We start from the raw sequence: 18,954 nt of genomic DNA, 5'->3' as shown, positions 1-18,954 counted from the left end.
CTCAGTCCCCTCTGCGGATCAGGTCGGTCGCCTGGAACGCCACGCGCACCGGATCGTGCAGGCGGGCCTTGGCCCACTCCGCCGAGTTCGATGCCGCGGGTACTTTGAGGAAACGTCCGTTGATGAGGTCTCCGGCGTCCATGTCGGCGTCGAGTGGCCGCCCGAAACGCGTCGCCGTGGGATGTTCGGCGATCAGGATCCACCACTCGGGCCCGTCCATCTCCGCTATTGCGAGGTTGACCCCGACAAGCGCGATGTCGGGTTCGAGGTGGGCGGAGAACAACTGCTCTGCGACGACGGCGCCCTCGTCGAAGTCCGGATTGTCGACGGGACCGGGGTTTTTGACTGCCTGGACGATGAGATCGGGGTAGCGGCGCACCAATTCGCTCTTCACGACGATCACGGCGCGTGGCTCGCTGCCGCCGGTTCCGCCGGCCGAGATGTGTTTCGACAGCGGGAGGTGTGAGAAGGCGTGGATGGGTTGTCTGAGCTCGTCGTCCTGCGCATCCCAGAACCTCCAGAAATAGGTTCCCCGTTGGTCGGTGGGGTAACTGCGCCACAGCAGTTCGCGGCCCATCTCATCAGAGAGCCCGATCAGGAAGGCCTCCATGAACTCGCTGTTGGAACTCAGCACCGTGACGAAATCGTCGTCGGGCAGCAGTCCGAGCCCAGGGACCAGCCAGTCGCGGTTGTAGTCGTTGAGCGCCTGATACATGGGCCGGTCGAACCGCGGGGCCGCCATGATCGGTGTGATGAACGGTCTGGCGAACCAGCTTGGCGCGAGTGCGGTCGAGAGCCGCAGCCGACCATTGAGCGCAGAGCGGACGGTATGTGCCGGGTCGAGTCGCTCGAACAGCGTGTCGACGGTAAGGGTGCCTCTCCGCGGTACCTTGTCGATGTCGAGCAGACCGCCCGGGTCGGCGAAAACCGTCATCGCGTCACGCAGCGTCGTGACGGAGAAGGCATCGGCTCGATCCAGGAACGGGGTGGCCCGCACCTCACCGAGCTCGGCCAGTTGCCCGAGCGCGCGGGTTCTGGTCTCAGCGGGGCTGTGTTCGTCAACGCGTATGAGCACCGACGAGTCGATGTGATTGAGGCCGCGGATCCTGCTCGGTAATCGTCCGCGGGTCGCTGGAAGCCGGGGACCTGCACCCGGGAAACGAGCGACGGCCCCGCCGATGGCGGCACCGCGCAGCACCGCGCCGCCGTGCGCGAATCCGCCCCCGCGGCGCACGTGCCCGTCGCCGTCGGGGGCGATGAAACCGCCGACACGGTCGACACCTCCGACCCGCTCGACCAACACGTCGTTGAGGTCAAGGGCTTGGCTCTCGAACTGCCCGCGCATGCCTACCCGAGTGGCGACCGCGGACTTCGCCAACTCTGCCGCGAGAGGACCGACCCGTTGTGCGCGAACTCTTTTGAGTGCGGGCAGGGTCGTGCCTTCCAGAACCCGGTTACGCCATTGATCGACGATCACCGCCCCCAGATCGAAGTCCTGTTGTGGGGCGGCCCAGCTGCCGGTGTCCGTGAGGTGGCTTGCGAGGCCGCCCGCCATCGCAGCGTTGGCCGCGGTGAGAGCGTTGGGCACGGTGCCGACAGGGATGCCGATCGCGGTGGCGACGAGTGAAGCGTCCAGCATCGCGAGGGCCTGGCTGCTGAGCGCGCCGACACCGTCGGGGTTCTCGTAGACGCGGGTGAAGTCCCGCATGGCCGCGCCCGTGCCGACGACCTCTCCGGCGCGCTGCCGGGTCTGGGCGCCGGCCCGGCGAAGGACCGGCCCGTCGGGACGAGTCGTCCGCCGGAAGGCTCCGGCCAGTGCTGTCGCCGGTGTGGCGCTGGAGGCGACCTGCGCGGCGAGGGTGCGACCGTCGGAGATCGAGACCCGTACCGCCAGCGGGGCGGCCACCTGCAGGAGGCGACCCTGCTGTAGATCGGCGAGTCTGCGGTGCACCCGCTGGGCCAGCAGTTCGGAGAACTGTGCGAGGCGGATGGCCCGGTTGGCCTTCTCCACTTCGCCGAGTTGCGCCCACGCGGCCTGCATGAGCTGTTCCTGGTCGCGTTGCACGACGCGGGTGCCCAGTCCGGCGATGATGCGCTTGGTGGGGGCGAGGTTGAGTTCGGCGAACCAGTCGTCGCCGGTGATGACCGATGCGCCGCGGTGCAGTTTGGCGTAAATGCGCGGGCCGACGATCGGAAGGTCCGGAATGTCCTGTGTGCGTTCCTGTGTGCCTTCGATCTGGGCGGGAAGATCCAGCTCGCTGCGTAGCTCGTCGACCATCGCGTCGGGCCACACCGCCGTCTCGGCTTCGGCTTTCTCCGGAGTCGGCGGTGGCGAGGGCGAATACAGCGCGCAGCGCAGCACCTGTTTGCCGCCCGGTTGGCCGGCGGGCAGCGAGCCGAGCGGTCGGCCGGGTTCGGAGACGTCGATGAAGCGCCGGCCCACCTCATAGGGCGCGACCACCCCGGTCAACCGCAGCGCCAGGGTGGCGAAGTCACCGTCGGGTCCGGTGCGGAATTCCCAGCGGTCGTACACCGGTAGCCGAACCGGGTCTTCCGAGGCCGACGTCCACGCGGGATCGAGCGTGCCGCCGGTGAGACCGAGCCCGCCGCGCGCACCGACATCGGTGGTGGGAACGACCGCGGCGACGTAATCGGTGTTCTCGCGCAGCACAAGTGGCGAGAGCAGACGGGACAGGTTCACCGCGGCGTACTCGGCAGACATCCGCACCTCCAGTGGTGTTCCGCTGTCGGTCTGCGGGGCCTGGGCGTGCGCCCACAGGTGCACGGAGGTCAGCGGCGGAAGAGCGTCCCGGGCCACACGCAGCACCGGCAGCAGGCCGGTGCCCGACTCCCACTGTGCCGCAGACCCTTCGACCACGACCAGGGTCAGCCACGGCCGCAGCGTGCCCGCCGCGGGTGCCGCCGAGAAGGCCCACGGAAGCTCAGGCCGGTTGAACTCGACGTGCGCGACGATCGTTTCCTCCGCGCTGAGCGTGCCGGGCGCCGGGTACCGGCGCACGATCTGCGCGGGATCGATACCCCGCACGTCGCCGGGACCGTACAGCGTGACCGTCAACCCGGCGCTCGCCTGCCCGTCCGCACTGTCCGCCAGCGGAAGCGTCACTTTGGAACTCGACCGCGCCGCGCCCTGGGCGGGTTGTTCAGCCGCGGCTGCGAGGCCCCCGACCGCGAACGATGCGAACTCGAGCTTCTCGATCGCGACCTTGCTCTCGACGAATCGCTCCTCTTCGGGGACAACGAGTTTGAACGCATCCGCGACGACGTTGCGTGCTGTCTTGCCGAGCGGCATCACGACCTGGGCGGCGACGGCATCGATATCGGTCATCAGTCAGCCCCTCACGGTGGTCCGGACAGCCGATCCGGCGGCGCCCACGGAATCGGCGATGACGGCGGCCTCGGTGGCGCTCAATGCGCCGAGACCGGCCAGGAGCAGGCCACCGGTGGCGATGTCGGTGAGCGCGGACGTGCCCTGCGGCAGGATGTCGACGGGCGGGTCGGCGGGAGGTCTGGGCAGATAGGGGTTCGCGGCGGCGGCCGTGATACGACCGACGTTGCTGGTGCGGACATATGCACTTCCGAAGGCGGCGAATTTCCAGTTCTCCCGAAGATCGGGCAGGAGCCGGTCCGCTTCGTTGCGCACGTAGGTGCGATAGGCGACGTTCTCCTGGGCTTTCGCGCCGAGTTTGGGGGTGGTGGCCGCGGCGATCCGGCAACCGCCCTGCAGCTCTTCGAAACCCGAACGGGCGAGCAGCTTCTCGCCCTCGAGGTCGAAGAAGTGACCCGGGGCGAACGGGGTGCGGAGTTCGCTGACCGCCGCAGCTTCGCCGGCCGAGGACACCGGCATACCGAGGGTGACCATGTCCGCTGTGACCGGTGACGCGCCGACGTGGGTGATCTTCACCCCGAGCGGTATCTGAGTCTGCGACACCTCGAGCCCGGCCAGTGGGTGAGCGATGCGCCCGGACACGTCGTCGACCTCGGCAAGCGTGACCATCTGAGCGGCGTGCTCGGGCAGCGTGGCCTTCCACGAGTCGGGCTCGTTGAGAGCTGCGGCGGCCAAGGCGAGGGCGTCGACCGGGGGCAGCTTCTGGGGCTCCTCGTCACCCCAGGTGATCTGTCCGAGGTCTTCGTCGAAGGTGGGCAGGAACCAGACGTCCACTTTGAGGTGTCCGGCGAGTTTGAAGGGGCGGGTGCCTTCCAGCGATCCGCGGAACATGATCGAGGCGAAGGTGAAGCCCAGCAATTCGACTTCGACACCGACCTCTATGGAGACCTTGAAGGCGAACCGCGGTGACCAGATGAAGATCATGTCAAGCGTCAGCCACGCTTTCGCGGTGATCACGGCGAAGTCCGCGTTGAGCCTGCCGTCGATCCCGAGTTGTACCGAGCCGGCGGTGATGGCGAAGTACGCCTTGATGACGAAGCTGATGGCTTTCGCCGGCGACAGATCGATGGTGAGCCGGTCCATCTCGCCGAGCTTGGGCTTCTTCCCGACGAGCTTTTCGTACTCGGGGTGGAAACCACCGACGGAGAACTCGAACCCGCCCGAGCCTGACCATTCGATGTACAGACCGAGGTCACCAGACACGGTGAAGCCGGCGATCTTCGAGTCGCGCATGCTCGCGAAGAGCAGAAGATAGTCCGGCGTTATGGCTACGAAGACGTCGGCTTTGATGTCGGTGATCGGAGCTTCTTTGGTGGGCACGCGCACGCGCAGCGAACCGAGCACCACGATCATGGGGTCGGGGAGCGCCAGCACGACACCGAGCTTCATCTCGACGAACTTCGCCTGAGACCCCCACCCGAGTTCGACGATGGGACCGACGACGAAGCCGCCCGAGCGTGGGGGAAAGACGTTGGCGACCTTGTCAAGCAGCTTCGGAGCGTCGGCGACCGGGTTGTCAGGGAACAGCATCTTGTCCAGGAGGTGGTCTTTCATCCCGGCCTTGAGCGCCTCGAGGGACAGGCCGCGGTCGATGGCCAGGATGCCACCGATGCCGTTGAGCGTGAATCCGAAGCTCAGTTCGATGGCCACGGGGAAGCGCACCCCGATCACCAGGACCAGCGAGAACGGATCCGGTGACAGGATGACGATCGCCGAGACACCGAATTTGAGGATCTGCAGTTGGATGACGCCGCCGAACTCGATGCGCTTGACGTCCTTGCCGTCGACCTTGTAGGTGCGTTCGACGCGTTGGATGAAGCCGCCGCCGGTGATGGGACCCGCCTTGACGCGCAGCCCGATCGCGTCGGGCCAGCGGGTCGACACGGGCATCTCGAAAATCGCCTGCTGCTCGGTGGCGCCCTCGGGGGTGATCACCAGACCGCCGCCGACGACCTGCATGCCGACCGCATCTCCCATTTCGCCGCGATCGACGTGGTTATTTCGAAGGCCGTGACCTCACGCGCGGGATTGCGCACCAAACCGAGGGCCATCTCGCGCAGCTCCACCGCCGGATAGGAGAACCGCACCGGCAGAACGGCTTTCTCGTTCCCGCGGCCGTCTCCGAGATAGAAGCCCTGCCCGGTGTCCAGTGAGACGGCCGTGATGGTGGTGGTCTTGGGCTCACTGGAACCGGGCATGACCTTCGCGAGCAGCGGGTCGCTGGTGAGCCCGGGTTGCAGGATGGTGCGCATGCGCAGACCGATGATGCCGACGTCGCCGATGTAGTACTTGTCGCCGCGCTGGACCAGGGACTTCTTCTCTTCGTCGGTGGGGTGGGCGATCTCGCGGTCGCTGAACTGGAGGAAGCCTTCGAACGAGAGCTGGTCGAGGGTTAAGGCCCCGAGCCTGGCAGGCCCGGATTTGGCGGCCTTGACGACGAGTTTGAAGCCGTTGCCCTCGCGGTCCAGCACGAGTGTCTCGCCGAGATCGCCGAGCAGGTTTTGGATTCCGAACAGCCTGCCGAACTTGTTGAGCAGATTTCCGGCGCCGGCGCCGAGGTCCTTGAAGGGTTGGGCGGTGGGATTCCACAGGTCCATGAGGCCGGTTCGGATGTTGTCGTCGACCTGTCCGGCGGCGTCTTTGGTGAGTTCGGTGGCGATGATGTTGTAAGCCTCGTCGGCGGCCGACAGTGCCATCCCGATGCGAATGGCGACGCGGGCCGCGACGTCGAAATCGAAGTCGTCGTCGCCGATGTCCGTCTTCGATTCGGCGACCATCTTCTTGATGAGCTCGGTCTGCTTCTTGATCTTCTTGCCGATGTTCTCGAAGACGGGGCCCATCGCCTCGATGTCCGCTTTGAGTTCGTCGAACTTGGCCTTTCGCTGCGCGCTGTCGAAGGTGACGACCGCGCCGAGGAAGGGGCCCGTGTCGTCCCAGGTGGTCTCGGCCATATGCCCGAGACGGGAGTTGAGGAAGGACTCGATGGCTCGAAGGAACCCCGTGGCGATGTCTGTCATGATCCCCCACTGACGGCATGAGCACCGAACGAGTTCACGTTCGGGAAAGTGGCCTCGGGAACAATTGTGGCCACCCGGACGCGCTGCGGGGTGCGTATCGGGATTTTGCAGCCACGTGCCGGAATCGCTTGTTGACTAAGGAAATTGATCGTCACCGGGGGAGGGGTACGGGCCGGTGAAGAGGCAAAGAAGGGTGCTCTTGCCCACCGGAGGCCACCAGGGTTCGGCGTGGCCAAATGTGATGGCTGAATGCGGTGATTACGTGCTCGACAACCTGGGGGTTCGCCGAAGTTGCCCACCTGCGTGGAAAAGGCTGCCCGTTGGTCACGATGACGGGTTCGTGATGACTGCTTCGTCGACGGCAAATCGAGGGTTGCTCCGTCGGCGAGAAGAACCTCTGGAAGGTTCGGGGTACGCGCCATCATCGAACTCCGGACCCGGATCAGCGGGATATTCTCACTGTCCGCCTTGGCACAGGAACCTGACGGCCGAGTCATACAGAAACCCCGCGTCGCCCTCGGTCAATTCGGTGTCCTTGTCGATGGCCGCGATCGATGAGAATCTTGGCTGACCGCAGATGCTCCAGCCGAGTTGGATCAGCTTGTCGGGCGGCCCACCGATGCCCGCGTTGTTCAGGTCGTAGAGGAAGTCGTTCTCATCGGCTGCCGCCGGGCTCGCCGTGGCTACGAGCAACATCAGAAGCACCGTACAACCTCCGATGAGGTGTTCGACCCCGCGCTTCTTGTTCATGGCGCACCCCTCTATCTCTCACCGGGGCCACGATCGTGGCGACGCGAGTAATCGTCGGGTCCGAACGAGCGGGCCGCACGCGTAGTCGCCTACCTGTTTCCCGCTCACTGCAGGTAGACCACTACGGTCTCCCGGCCTGGGACTGCGCACCAGGATCGTGGCATTGGTACACGTTCGATGGTTGGGGGCTTGACCATGACCACTACGGAGAGCGGATCCTCAGTCGGCACGGAGTCGCCAGACTCGGATCCGACCGCGCTCGAAGCTTTCGACGGTGGGGGAGCCCATCATAGGTTCGATCCTCGCGGGAAGTTCTTCGACGTCGAGGACGGTGCGACCGCTGCCACCGCCGCGGCGCCCGCTCCGGAGGTGCGGGACAGTAACCGTTCCGCACCGACGACGCCGAATGGTTCACGTGGTGGCGTCGAGGTGCGTGTCCACGGTATCGGCGATCATTCGACGTTCAGTGCACTCGGGCGGCCGAAATACAAGGAGTTGGTCGACAGCCGGGTATGGATCGGCGAGGTGCCGCCGCTGCCACGACACCCGTTACGGTTGGTGAACTGGAGTCGCGCGAACCGCCAGATCACGCGGCATCTCGGTTGGTACCTTGCTTTTCCGTTCACGCTGCTGAATGTGGCCGGCTACATGGAGCCGCCCGACCGGTCACGCCATCTGATGCGCACCGGGATCAGTGTGGCCAGCCTGTGCCTGACGGTGGCGATGGCAGCCTGGATCAGCGTCATCTTCGAGACGGCGTGGCGGTCTCTGGCACACGGCGACGATCGGTTGACCGGAGTCCTGCTGCAGGGTGTGGGGCCGGGGATCCTCATCGCTTTCGTGGTGTACCGGATGTTCGTCGGACGGGCCCTCGTGGACCGGGCGGGCAGCATGATATCGGTGGCCAGCATTCTGGTGCTGGTGGGCATGATCCAGTTCCTCCATGCGAAGCCGGCGACTTATCCGCACGCCTGGATTCGCCGGATCCTCACCCCGGCAGGCGATCCGGGTGTCGCGGTGGATCCGATGAGTTTGATCATCGCTTGCACCACGGGCCTGGTGTTCATCGTGGCGCTCTGCCTGTGCGCGCTGGCCCTGTGGAAGAAGACCAACGGTGCAGCGCTGGCGGGTGCGGCGCTGCTGTTGGTCCTGGCCATCACACTGCTGCACACGGCAGGTTCGATGCTCCGAAAGTTCTTCGACAGCGTGTTCATTTTCGTCCCGCCGAAGAACGGTCCACCGCAGCACGTATCACCCGAGGATCAGATCCGCCACGTCTTGCTTCCGCGGTTCGACGATCTCAGTGTCAAGGTGATCGCGCGGGTGCCGAAAGCACTGAGCATCGACCTGATCCCGGTGTACTTCCTGGCCGCACTCGCCGTGTTCGCGGTCGTCTTCTGCGTGGAACTGGCCAAGCAGCGGAAGTCGATAGCCCTGGCCGAAGCGACGCGCAGGAGTGGCCGACGCCAAAAAAATCCCAGCGGCACACACGAATTGGTCGTTGCGCTGCCGCGTCGTCTGGCTCCACCGGTGGCCATCGGCCTTGTCGCCACCGCGGGTCTGTGGGTCGTGATGTATCGCGGGTTCGCGAACGCCGACCCATGGTTGATCGCCGACTTCCTGGTGGCCTTGCAGGTGGCCGGCGCGGTGGCGATCCTCATGGTCGTCATCCGCAGACCCGAGCGGTTGGCGGCGCGGCTTCGCAGCATCTTCGGCTCCGTCGCGGACATCGCCGGATTCTGGGCCCCCGACCTGCACCCCTTGGCCGGAGCGTCGTACCGGCGTGCGCTTCTGGCAGGCATCCGGCAGACGATCAACGACGTCACGCTGGAGTATCCGCACACTCCGCTCGCACTGGTTGGGCACAGCCAGGGGTCGGTGGTGTGCGCCTGGTTTGTCCACGGTGGCCACTGGACCGAGCAACCGACCGAAGGGCAGAGTGACCGGGACGCGCTGAAAGCCCGCACGCATCACACCTCCAACAATGCCCGCTCCGACCGCATTGCGTTATTCACCTGCGGCTCACCGCTGTCCACTCTTTATCGCACGTTCTTTCCGCGCTATTTCGACGACGAGTTCTTCGTCAAGACGTGGGGCATGACGTACAAAGGGACGTGGTGGCGCAACTACTGGCGTAAGACCGATCCGATCGGATCGGTGGTCCCCACCAGGCGCGAGACCGACAACGTCGACGTCACCGAACGACTGGAAGACGAGACGCTCGGCCACGGTGAGTACTGGCGCAACGAGCGCCTTCGTGCGGGAATCAACCGCTTCTTCGAAACTGCCGAGATTGCGCCGGCGGTGAAACGCCCGGACCTCAGCGGAAACGGAGTGTCGACATGAACCAACGGTTCTGGCCCATGGAACGGGGCTACATCATCACCTCACCTTTCGGTCCGCGGTGGGGCAACCATCACGCCGGCGTCGACTTCGGCTGGCCGGGCGGATCAGCCAATCGACCCGTGTTCGCCTGTGCGGGAGGACGGGTCATTCACTCGGGCGCCGCCGCGGGTTATGGGGGCCCTGATCCCGCGGGATGGTTGGTCATCGACCACCCCACTGAAGATGGTGGCGGTACAACGGAATACGGGCACATCGTGCGCGAAGTAGCCGACGGCGCCCGGGTGGAAGCCGGACAACGCATCGGCCATATCAATCCCAACCAGGCCACCAACGGTGGCGTCGCACCTCATCTGCATCTGTCGGTCATGCCTCGTGGCTACGATCCCAACCAGAAGATCGACCCGTTGCCATGGCTGCGGGACGCCGCCATTGCCGGCGAGCCGGTGCCGGCCGAGCCCGTCGGCGCGGCAGTGAGGGCTGACCTTGTGGGAAAGGAGTTGGTGGACTATTCGGCCGGGGTCCCCGGGGCGCAAGCGATCAAGGACGCCGGGTTCGTCGGTGCCGTCCGCTACGTGTCGGATCGGCGGGCGAACTGGATGCAGGGAAAGCCGCTGACTCGGGCCGAAGCCGAGGACTTCACACGGCATGGTCTGCAGATCGTTTCGAATTATCAGTTCGCCAAGGGAGGTTTCGAAACCTCCGACTGGATTCGCGGATCCGTTGGAGGAAAAGAGGACGCGCTCAGAGGACAGGCAATTCACGAAGCCGCCGGAGGCCACCCCCGAGGCGTCATCTACGTCTCCATCGACGCGGCGCCCACCCAGGTGGAGTGGGAGACGAAGGTCAAACCTTACCTTGCGGCCTGGCAGGAATCTCTGGGCAAAGAGCGCCTCGGTGTGTACTGCAATCCCTGGGTGATCGATCGGTGCCGAGAGGCCGATATCGCCACCTACTTCTGGGAACACGGCTGGGGCGGAGACAAAGACGCACCGGCACATCCTGCGGCGCACATCAAGCAATTCGAGATCGACAAGCGCAAGGTCAACGGCATCGGAGTCGACCGCAACCGCATTCTGAAGCCTTTGTTCGGCCAGTGGGGAACTGAGGAGGAAACCATGCCCGCTGTAGTGCAGGAACAGCCGAAAGACACAGTGGAGCAGTTGAAGCCACTCACCGACGTGTGGCGGGGAGACCCGGTCTGGCTCCCGGACGTGCTGCGGCTGTGGGGACTGACCGTCACCGACATAGGTAATCCGTTGAACGACGGCCATGGTGACTTCCGAGAGGTGCGAGGCGTCATCGGCCACCACACAGCGGGAGGGGGCGTCAACGACTGGAAGATCGTCAAGCACGGCCGGGCTGATCTGAAAGGCCCTCTGGCGCAGCTGGTCCTGGAGAAGGACGGCACGTTCAAGTTCATCGCCGTCGGGGTGTGCTGGCATGCGGGCGGAGGCAAGGGTTCAGCATGGGCGTCGAAGTTCAGCACCGAGGCCAATTGGTACACGATCGGGATCGAGGCGGTGAGTCGCGGTACCCCGCCGTGGGACTGGACACCTGAGCAACTCCGAAGCTACAAATGCGGCGTCGCGGCGATCCTGTGGTATCTGAGCAAGGACGCATCCTGGTTCTGCGGTCACCGCGAATACAATCTGGCCGACGGCAAGATCGATCCGGCCGGCATCGACCTCGACCAGTTCCGCCGAGAACTTCAGGAACTGATCGACCGCGGCCCCGAGGCTTACGTGAATGCCGGTCCCCAACCGGGCGTCAAAACTCGGATCGAGGCCGTGCGCGACGCGAACGAGTGGCTGGGTGACAAGATCATCGCCGAGCGCGAACTATCCTGCCCCGACGGATCAGGACGGTACGCCCACTATGAACACGGGTCGATCTACTTCCATCCCAGAACCGGAACCTTCGCCGTCCCGAAGCCGGGCATTTGCGACTTCTGGGCATCCGTGGGCTGGGAGACATCGTTCCTCGGCTATCCGACCGATGACGCGGTGAAGGCCGACCGGGGGACATGGCAGAGCTTCGAACACGGCGCCATCTATCACCGCAACGGCGACGACCACGCATGGCCGGTGCACGGCGGTATCGGCGAAACCTGGCGTAGTGCCGGCGGTCAGGACGGCAAGTTCGGTTGGCCGCAATCCCGGGAGATCGAAGACGGGCCGGACACGGTGTATCAGCGGTTCGAGAACGGGCGGATCTTCTGGCGGTTCGCCGGCGGTCCCGTCAGCTCACTGGACACCCAGGCGGAGCCCCGCATCGACGAGCCGCAGCGAAACGGTGAGGCCGCGCCCGCGGTGACCGACGCCGTGCGCGAGACCCTTCCGGACGCCACGCATGTTCAGCCGGCGGGGAACGGGGCACCCAGAAGGGCGTGGGATGGGATCTGGCGCGTCGGCGTCGAGCCCCTTTCCGGAGACCAGGTCCGGCTGATTCAGCGGCGGGCCCTGCTGGCATTCGGCAGTTACTCCGTGCCCTTGGGTGTCCAGCTGAACGGCACTTACGATGCGGCGACCGCCGCGTTCGTCGAAGAGTTCCAGTCACGTAAGAACGCCAGCGGGTACCAGCCCCGGCTGCCGGCGAATCCCAATGCGCGGCCCGGTGATTGCGACTTCGAGACGAAGAAGGCGCTGGGCATTCTGCCCACAACGCCGACCCCGGGTACAGGACCCAAATATGTGGGATATGCGGTTCCCGGGACCTGGGGAACGTGGAACATCGGGCCGCAATGCATGGCGGTGAATCGTCACCCCGAGATGGTCCACCTGCAGGGCGTCGGCTACAACACCTCCGCGTTCCTCAATCCGGACCCGCAGCATTCCTATGTCGAGGCACGCGAAGAGGGCACCGCCGAACTGCTGCGCCTGGCACTGCCCGATCCGCGGCCGAAGTTTCTTTCCGGCTACTCGATGGGGGCCGACGTCGTTGTCCGTTTCCTGCATGCGTGGCCGGCCGATCGCCAGAATGAGATCGTCGGAGTGTTCACCTTCGGTTCGCCCGGCCGGCCGCCCGGTGTCACAAAATTAGGAGGCCCCGATCCAGGCGGTGCCGGCATCTCCGGCGTCTACACACCCGAGATCTACCGAGACCGGGAATGGTCGTACACGATCGACGGCGACATGTATTCCGAGGCGACCGCACTGCTGCCCGCGTTGTACGACATTCTCACGCGGATGGAGCTGTCTCCGGCCTTCGTTGAGTATTTGTTCACATGGTTGACCGGTATCCCCCTGGGTGGCGGCAATTTCGGCCTCACCGCGCCGGCGAACACGATCGGCTCGGGCTTGCTCGGCCTGAACGGCAACGCAGGTCCAGGATCGGGCGCGCTGTCGTCGATCCTCGGCATGGTCACTCCCGGTCCGCTCAACCAAACGTCCGGCCCGATCAGCCTTCCCGCAATGCTGATGAACATCCCCGGAATCGTCATGACGCTCGTGTCCGCGCTGAAGTTCGTCGTCACCGGAGCGCACGGCAAGTACTGGGTGGATCGGACCTTCGACGGCATGAACGCCGAAGACCACGCCGCCTCGGTCGTGCGTCGGCTTGCCGTCTGACTGAAGTCGTTACAAGGATGGCCACGAAAGGGATGACGCGAACGCCGGTCCTTCCGAGCCCGCGGTTGGCAGAGGGGCTGGCGGTCGTGCTCGTCGGAGTGTATGTGGCGGTGTGCTTGGTGATGTACTCGGATGGGTCTTCGGTAGGGAGGTCCATCGACAGGCCGCCTCGAATGCCAAGCGCGATGCCGTGGCTCGCTACGCGTTAGATCATGTGGCTCCAACCGCGGAAGCGCGCCGGATGAGTCGAAGTTCTTCTTGAAGCGCGTTGACGTGAGCCGCCGTCGCCGACTTCCACTCACCAATTGTTGCGGTCGCCGCTTCGGTACCAGGACGTGCGAAGAACAACTTCATCGATTCAAGGACCGTCAATGCACGCTCCGGTAGGCAGCGATCCAGATCGTCGACGAACACGATGATGCGCGACAATCCTGCTCGTTCAACTCGTTCGAATGCGTCACGCAATTGTTCAAAGGCCGCGAAGTACAACGATTGTGGACTGCTCGTCTCGTCATCGTTGTCACCGTTGATCGTCTGAAGGCCCTTGTCGGGGTCCATCGCGATCGTCACGGCCCCCGGTATGCCGACTTGGACCGAAGTGGCGCGAACCAGTGCACGAATCACGCGCCCGATCCGGGTGGCGACGATCTTGATTGATTCACTTCGTTCGTCCGTCGGTCGGCTGAGAGCCCACTGGGACAGTCCGGCACGGATGGTGTCCAGCAGCGGGACGATAAGGTGTGGTTCGCGCTCATACCGCCAGGCGTTGAAGTCGACGACCACCGCGTCGGTCGGCTCGACGCGCCGCTTGATCGCTTCCATGAGCGTGCTCTTCCCCGAGCCCAATCCGCCGAAGATGCCTACCGCGAACTGCGGCTCACTGCCGGTGATGATCTCGGCAAGTGCCTGCGACATGCTGTCGAAGTTGAACGCCGGGGTGTTGTGCGGGGACGTCCAGGACCATATGTCCGACGAACCGAATGTCGTTGCCGGTTACGGTCATAACCGACCCTCGAGGGCAGCGCGACGTGACTGGCTGTTCGCGACGGGACCGCTCGCACGGTAGCCAAGCGGCGGGATCACCTCCACGCGGCCGGTCAAGTCATGGGCAGAATCAGACCACCATCCGATGTTGGGGGCACGCCTGTGCCGACTCTCGGTGTCGTCGTGCCAACGTTCGTAGGCCGGTTCCGCAATCCGAAGCGTCTCCGTGGTGTCATCGTCACCCTCGACTGCGAGAAGCCGGCGGCTGCCACGGAATCTCACTTCAGAGCGGTTCTTTGGCTGCACGGTGCGCCAGCACTGTTTGACGATGTTGATCAGCTGATACGCCGGGCTCATGGAATTGTTCGGCGACAGCGGTGCAGTCTGCAGCGGATGAAACAGCTCATAATCGAACTCAAGGCCACGTTCTGAGGCTTCGTGCACCATCCAGCGCAGTGTGAGATCGGCCGGGGCAGTCGCCGGGTAGCCGCCACCGATGTCGGAGTGGACCCCTTCGAACCACACTTGCTTAATGTCCGTTATGCGGTTCGGTTTCCACAGACAGGGGCTGAAAGTCAGGCGCCGCTCATCTATCGCCAACGCCTGGCGGGCGAACTCGACCTTCTCGGTGAGGTCGACGTCATGAAACTTGTACTTCTTTCTCGTGAGGCCCGGCGCTCCGAGCGCGCCGACAGTGTCGAAGACACCGAGAAAGCGAAAGCCGGGTTCGTCGGAGCCGCGGTAGGTCGAGGCACGGAACTCCTCGATCTCGGTGGTGGTGGTGCCGTCGCGAGGCCGTCGACGGTAGATCTCCATTGCATTCAACAGGCGGTTTTGCACGACGCCCGGCGGGTTCAGCAGACCGATTCGGGCGATCATCCCGACCAGGCTTCGCGCGGTATATGCGCCACGGCTGAAACCGAAGACGAAGATCTGATCGCCCGGCCGATAGTTCAAAGCCAAGAACCGGTAGGCGCCGATGACGGCATTGTCCAAGCCCACCCCGAACGCGCCGCCAACGATACGATCAGCGAATCCATTGGTGCCCACTCCATTGGAGGACAAGACCAACTGGTTTGTGCCATCGGTGGCTTGAGTCCGTACCGCGCGGGCGATCTTCTCGATATTGGACACCAGCGGGTCGTCTGAACGCTTCCAGGTGCCGTCGCAGCAGATTACGAGCCGTCGCATAGCGTGTTCTCCCGTCCTCTCCAGGACCAGCATCCGCGCTCAAGCCACTGTCGTCGCAAGTAGTGCCCTACCTGAAATGTGCATGTGTCTGGAGCGCATGCTGTTCGGAACGATCGCGATGGGACGCACGGCCCCGTGAGGTTCAGAAGCTGTACACCTGCGTGTGACGCGCAGATGTCTCGGCGCCGCAGATCCGATTGTCGGCTCCGGTTGAATCCCGAGCAGATGCTCCGGCGGGAACTACCTACTCACTATTCGATCGGAGGTGTTCGTCACTGTGCCAGTTGGGGGAAGGGCTCATTGAGGGTATGGTTCGCCAACTGACCGACGGCGAACGTCGCCGCCTGGTCCGCCATACCGTTGACCGCGTACTGCTGGTGCGGCGCGCTGGAACCGGACGGCGGGGCACCCGAGCAGACGGTGTCGCCGGGTGCGCACAACTCGAGGGCTCTGGCGGCATATGCCGGCCCCACATCGATGTCAGGGGCACCGTATTTGACTGCCGACCAGCCCGCCGGCATACCGAACAGCACCACCGCGGCGACATTGTCGGCGACGTCGGCAGGTATCGGAAGGGGAGCGGATCCGGCGGGCACGCCTGCGGGCAGTACACCTGAAGTGGTCAGCGCCGTCACAACGGCGCCCTGTGAATATCCACCCAGAATCATGTGGGTGTTCGGGCATGCCGAGACCACGCCGCGCAGGTGGTCGGCCTCGTCGCGCACGCCTGCGGCGACGTTCATCGTGAAGACGGAGCCACCGGTGAAGTTGTTGCTCGCCGGATAGTTCACGCCGTGGACGCCCACCGTACGGGGAACCACCTGCGCTCGGAGTGCGTCGACGAATCTCTGGCCGACGCCACCGACCCCCGGCGGCTCGGCGGTGCCCCGGGCGAACACGACACCGATGTCGGGGCACGGTTGCGAGCCTGCCACGGGAATCATGATCGGCAACGCGGCCACAGCCAGGGCCATCGCGCCGACGAGGCGCCCCAAGGTCCGCAGGCAAACTGTCATAGATTCCCCCTACCCCTGCACAGAACTATCTCAGAAGCGGACTCCGTGCGGAGCGTTCTCGCGCGCCCGATTCGACAGTGCTCACGATGCCGTGACGGCCGGCCACCGGTAATCTTCATCGGCACCCGCGTCGGGGGTGTTACACCTGGCGTGTCCCATCTCACGACACGTTCAACGGCGCTGCGGTTCCTCGAGCCAGGCCCCGGGTTCGTCGAGGCGGCGATGTCGATTCGTTGCCGGAGAACATCATTGGCCGGTGTTGGCAGGTTATCCCGGATTTTCCGGTTGTCACCGCCGGTCAGTGGATCACTTGGGTGGCATACGGATTCCGCCGTCGACCCGGACCACTTCGGCGTTCATGTACGAGTTGGTGATCAGCTCGACGACCATCGAGGCGAGTTCCTCGGGTTTGCCCAGCCGGCGCGGGTAGAGAACCGATTCGCCGAGTTTGGCTTTGAACGCCTCTGACTCCGGCCCTTCGCCGTAGATGGGCGTGTCGATCAGGCCCGGGGCCACGGTGTTCACCCGAATTCCGACGGCGGCGAGGTCGCGGGCCACCGGCAGGGTCAGCCCGACGACGCCGCCCTTGGACGACGAGTAAGCGGCTTGGCCGATCTGCCCGTCGAATGCCGCCACACTGGTCATGTTGACGATGGCGCCGCGTTCGCCGGACTCGGTGAGATCGAGCCGGCTCATCGCCGTCGCCGCCAGCCGAATGCAGTCGAACGTGCCGACCAGGTTGATGGCCAGCACCTTCTTGTAGGCGTCGAGGTTGTGCGCCGACGCGAACTCGCCATCCTTACCGATGGTCCTCTGCGCCCATCCGATTCCCGCCGAGTTGACGAGCACGCGTAGCGGACCGAGGTCGACCGCGGTGTTCACCGCGTCTTCGATCTGAGCGGTGTCGGTGACGTCGACGCTGACAAACACGCCGCCGATCTCGTGTGCCAGCTCCTGCCCACGTTCTGCCTGCAGATCAGCTACGACGACGCGGGCTCCTTTGGATGCCAGCAGCCGGGAAGTCGCGGCGCCGATACCAGATGCTCCACCGGTGACAATTGCACTTGTTCCTGTGACGTCCACGGCGTGAGTGTAGATCAGCGGTGATCCGCCCGAGCAAAGCCGAAGCCGGGAATCCCCGCCACCGGCCCGCCACCTGCCGGGGAATCGCCACGCTCGCACCGTAGGGTGCAGTAGTGGACTTGCTGCTCGGAATCGACATGGGGACGGGAAGCACGAAGGGCGTTCTGGTCGACACTAAGGGCACGGTCATCGCGTCCAAGTCCGTCCCGCACGGGATGGATCTGCCCCGCCCGGGCTGGGCCGAGGTGGATGCCGAAGCGGTGTGGTGGCGGGAAGTGTGCGCCATCAGCGCCGCGCTGGCGGCACAGGTGCCCGCCGGTGCGAGGCTGGCCGCGATGTGTGTCAGCGGTGTAGGCCCCTGCCTGCTGCTGTGCGACGCGGACTTGCGTCCGCTGCGGCCGGCCATACTGTACGGCATCGACACCCGAGCCCACGCCGAGATCGCCGCGCTGACACAGGAATTGGGCGAACAGGCCATCCTCGATCGGGCGGGAACCCTGCTGTCGAGCCAGGCGGTCGGGCCCAAGATCGAGTGGGTGCGCAGCCACGAGCCACAGGTGTTCGAGTCGGCGACGGGTTGGTATGGCTCAAATTCCTACATCGCCGCCAAGCTGACCGGTGAATACGTGATGGACCATCACACCGCCAGCCAGTGCGACCCGCTCTACGCCACCCGCGATTTCGACTGGAACCACGAGTGGGCCGGACGCATCTGCGGACATTTGCCGCTTCCGCGGCTGGTCTGGCCCAGCGAGATCGTCGGTGAGGTGTCGGCGACCGCCGCACGCGAGACCGGGTTACCGGCCGGGCTGCCGGTGGTCGCGGGCAGCGTGGACGCCTACTCCGAGGCCTATTCGGTCGGTGTCCGCCGGCCAGGTGACCAGATGCTGATGTACGGCTCCACCATGTTCCTGGTGCAGATGATCGACGAGTACCACAGCGACCCGACGCTGTGGACGACCGCGGGCGTGGAGCCGCGGAGCCTGGCGCTGGCCGCAGGCACCTCCACGGCAGGAACCCTGATCAGTTGGCTTCAGGCCCTGACCGGTGGGGTCTCCTTCGACGAGCTGACCGCCGAGGCGCTGGCTGTGCCGCCGGGCAGTGAAGGGCTGCTCATGCTTCCCTACCTGGCCGGTGAGCGGACCCCAGTGTTCGACCCGCAGGCTCGCGGCCTGCTGGCCGGCCTGACCCTGCGGCACGGCAGGGGGCACCTGTTCCGGGCGGCCTACGAAGGGATCGCCTTCGGGATCCGGCAGATTTTGGAACGCTTCGACGACGCGCATTCAGGCACCCGCACCGTCGCCGTCGGCGGCGGGCTGAAAAGTCCGGTCTGGGCGCAGGCGGTCAGCGACGTGACCGGTCGCTCACAGCTGGTGCCCGAACAGGCGATCGGGGCGAGCTACGGCGGCGCGCTGCTGGCCGCCGTCGGCGTCGGCCTGGTACCGCCCGATACGGACTGGGCCACTATCGCCCGGGAAATCACACCCGATCCGCGCAACCGGGCGATGTATGACCAGCTCTACCGGACGTGGGCGCAGTTGTATCCCAGCACCCGTGATCAGATGCATCGCCTTGCCGACGTCGAGTCGATCTGA

At 65.0% G+C, this 18,954-nt stretch carries 11 protein-coding genes; 3 read left to right on the top strand and 8 right to left on the bottom strand.

The window, feature by feature from the left end; genetic code table 11:
• Position 1 precedes the first annotated feature (1 nt).
• From KXD97_RS24990 to KXD97_RS24975, 4 genes are all read right to left on the bottom strand, one after another.
• Positions 2-3,346, bottom strand: coding sequence for a hypothetical protein (locus KXD97_RS24990; RefSeq protein ID WP_260753161.1), 3,345 nt, complete (start codon positions 3,344-3,346; stop codon positions 2-4).
• 3 nt (positions 3,347-3,349) lie between these two features.
• Positions 3,350-5,383 (bottom strand): DUF6603 domain-containing protein, encoded by a 2,034-nt coding sequence (locus KXD97_RS24985; RefSeq protein WP_260753159.1) that lies wholly within the window; start codon positions 5,381-5,383, stop codon positions 3,350-3,352.
• The gene (locus KXD97_RS24980) at positions 5,338-6,423 is read right to left on the bottom strand and encodes a hypothetical protein (RefSeq protein WP_260753157.1); all 1,086 of its coding nucleotides are present in this window, start codon (positions 6,421-6,423) and stop codon (positions 5,338-5,340) included. The genes KXD97_RS24985 and KXD97_RS24980 overlap by 46 nt, the downstream gene beginning before the upstream one ends.
• Positions 6,424-6,879: 456 nt before the next feature.
• The gene (locus KXD97_RS24975; protein ID WP_260753154.1) at positions 6,880-7,119 is read right to left on the bottom strand and encodes a DUF732 domain-containing protein; all 240 of its coding nucleotides are present in this window, start codon (positions 7,117-7,119) and stop codon (positions 6,880-6,882) included.
• Positions 7,120-7,368: 249 nt separating this feature from the next.
• Here KXD97_RS24975 and KXD97_RS24970 point away from each other — a divergent pair, with 249 nt between their 5' ends.
• Together KXD97_RS24970 and KXD97_RS24965 are read left to right on the top strand one after the other, a co-directional pair.
• Positions 7,369-9,519, top strand: a complete 2,151-nt coding sequence (locus KXD97_RS24970; protein ID WP_260753151.1) for a hypothetical protein — start codon at positions 7,369-7,371, stop codon at positions 9,517-9,519.
• The gene (locus KXD97_RS24965) at positions 9,516-13,085 is read left to right on the top strand and encodes a glycoside hydrolase domain-containing protein (RefSeq protein ID WP_260753150.1); all 3,570 of its coding nucleotides are present in this window, start codon (positions 9,516-9,518) and stop codon (positions 13,083-13,085) included. Before KXD97_RS24970 ends, KXD97_RS24965 begins: the two co-directional genes overlap by 4 nt.
• A 210-nt stretch (positions 13,086-13,295) precedes the next feature.
• On the opposite strand, the gene KXD97_RS24960 is transcribed toward KXD97_RS24965, so the two are convergent.
• The 4 genes from KXD97_RS24960 to KXD97_RS24945 form a co-directional block, all read right to left on the bottom strand.
• Positions 13,296-14,000: a KAP family NTPase gene (locus KXD97_RS24960; RefSeq protein ID WP_260753149.1), complete on the bottom strand. Its 705-nt coding sequence runs from the start codon at positions 13,998-14,000 to the stop codon at positions 13,296-13,298.
• A gap of 84 nt (positions 14,001-14,084) precedes the next feature.
• Entirely contained in the window at positions 14,085-15,260 is a 1,176-nt protein-coding gene (locus KXD97_RS24955; RefSeq protein WP_396885508.1) for a DUF2235 domain-containing protein, read from the bottom strand.
• 272 nt (positions 15,261-15,532) lie between these two features.
• On the bottom strand, positions 15,533-16,276 hold the full coding sequence (locus tag KXD97_RS24950) for a cutinase family protein (protein WP_260753145.1): 744 nt from the start codon (positions 16,274-16,276) through the stop codon (positions 15,533-15,535).
• 306 nt (positions 16,277-16,582) lie between these two features.
• Positions 16,583-17,359, bottom strand: a complete 777-nt coding sequence (locus KXD97_RS24945) for an SDR family NAD(P)-dependent oxidoreductase (RefSeq protein WP_260753144.1) — start codon at positions 17,357-17,359, stop codon at positions 16,583-16,585.
• A gap of 113 nt (positions 17,360-17,472) precedes the next feature.
• Between KXD97_RS24945 and KXD97_RS24940 the strand changes: the two genes are divergently transcribed.
• Positions 17,473-18,954 (top strand): FGGY-family carbohydrate kinase, encoded by a 1,482-nt coding sequence (locus KXD97_RS24940; protein ID WP_260753143.1) that lies wholly within the window; start codon positions 17,473-17,475, stop codon positions 18,952-18,954.

This window comes from Mycobacterium sp. SMC-8 (genome assembly GCF_025263565.1).
GTDB lineage: Bacteria > Actinomycetota > Actinomycetes > Mycobacteriales > Mycobacteriaceae > Mycobacterium.
This window is presented reverse-complemented; position numbering and strand designations above follow the sequence as displayed.